At 48.9% G+C, this 2018-nt stretch carries 1 protein-coding gene; it reads left to right on the forward strand.

The features are described 5' to 3' along the window. The coding region (locus tag WBV75_RS10645) for a carboxypeptidase-like regulatory domain-containing protein (protein WP_424120589.1) at window positions 1-2018 on the forward strand (2018 nt) is incomplete at both ends.

Below are 2018 nucleotides of genomic sequence, written 5' to 3' on the forward strand. Positions count from 1 at the left end.
GATGAGTACGGGTATCCTTTACCAGGGGCGAATGTGGTTGTCAATGGGTCTGCAAATACGGCCCAAACCGATTTTGACGGGTATTATTCACTCGACGCCCCTGTGGGATCCAGCCTCACTATTTCCTACATAGGGTTCCAATCCGAAGTTGTGTGGATTCGTAAATCCGAGACCGTGAATGTGGTATTGAGGGAAGATGCTCATACACTGGATGAAGTAGTCACAATCGCCCGGGGCTATTCGGTTTCTTCTGGGGATGAAACTGTGATTGAATACGAAGAGGCTATGGAGGAGTTGGGGGGGCAAGCGAAGGGAGTCCAAGTTATGATCAGGGGTTCGAACACAGCCGTGGCGGGTAGTCGTCCTTTATATGTGGTAGATGGGGTTATTGTGAGCGACCTAAACTTGAATCCGGGAGATATTGAGGACACGTATTTATTAGAGGGTACAGCCGCTACATCCCTTTACGGATCAAAGGGTATTCACGGCGTGCTTATAATTACTACAAAGGCCGCTTTGTCAAGTGCCCTGCAAGCAGAATTTCGTTCTGATCTGAAGGAAACGGCATTTTTCTTCCCACAATTGCGGACCGATAAGAATGGGGCAATTGACCTTGAATTCACCTCCCCTCAGGCCCTGACGAAATGGCGACTGATGCTTTTTGGACATACCAGGAACTTAGAACATGGAGCCCTGGATAAATCCGTAATTACCCAAAAGGAGATTTCCATCGTGCCTAATTACCCGCGTTTTATTCGGGAAAAAGACACGTTGTTTTATTCGGTCAAAATCAGTAACCTCACCGCTGAAACCTTAACGGGAGTATCAATTCTTGAGATTGAGGACGCGATGACGATGGAGGCAGTCACTGCTCAGGTTATTAAAGGGCCGAGAAATCAGACCTTCCAACTCGCACCTAAGGCCAATGCCGAGGTTACCTGGATGCTCACCATTCCCAGGGGAATGGGCGCGCTTCAAATAAAAACGGTAGCAACGGCCGGCCAGAAAAGTGATGGGGAGGTCAAGATCATTCCAGTATTGTCAAACAGGGTAATGGTCTCGGAGTCAAAACCGGTTTGGGTGCCTCCCGGAGCGGAGAAATCTGTAACCCTGGAAAACCTGAAAACCCATACCTCAGGATCGATAAAACACCATCGGTTTACCCTGGAATACACCTCCAATCCGGCCTGGTTAGCCCTTAAGTCCCTTCCGTATTTGATGGATTATCCCTATGAATGTGCTGAGCAGACTTTTGCGCGCTATTATTCCAATGCCATTGCAGAATCCATTTTAGAGAGCCACCCGGACATCGAAACCGTCTTTAGGAGCTGGGCCTCGGATACAATTACGGAGTCCCCTTTGGAAAAGAACCCTGAACTGAAATCCAGAATCGTTTCGGAATCGCCCTGGTTGCGTGATGCCGAAAGTGAAAAGGAGAACAATGCCCGATTAGGGCGCGCCTTTACAGGGGAAGGGGTACAGGATCGGCAGGCAGAAGCCATCGCTACGCTCCGGCAACTTCAGCTTCCTTCAGGAGGTTTTCCCTGGTTTGCCGGAGGAAGTGAAAACAGGTACATCACCCGTCATATTTTGGCCGGCTTCGGCCATTTGGCAAAACTTGGTATCGAGAGTGCGAACGGGGATGGAGAAGAAACCATCATTAGAAAAGCCCTGGACTATCTCGATGGTGAGTTTATTGCGGATCATAAAAGGCGCCTCGAGCAGGACCCGGAGATATCCCGTATAAATCCGGACCGTTCGGATATACACTATCTCTATATGCGGAGTTTTTTCCTGGAACACCATCCTTTAACCGAAGAACAGCGAGGTATAATAGATCAGTATTTGAAGTCCGGGGAAGCGGATTGGTTGACTTACTCAGTATATGAAAAAGGTATGGTTGCCCTGGCCCTGCATCGTTTTGGGAAACCGCCTACTTCCCGGGAAATCTTGGAAGCCCTAGAAGAACAGGCCGTCTATAGTGAGGAAAATGGCATGTATTGGAAGGAGAATGAACC

The sequence above is a fragment of the Robiginitalea sp. genome (assembly GCF_049588695.1).
Classification (GTDB): domain Bacteria; phylum Bacteroidota; class Bacteroidia; order Flavobacteriales; family Flavobacteriaceae; genus Robiginitalea.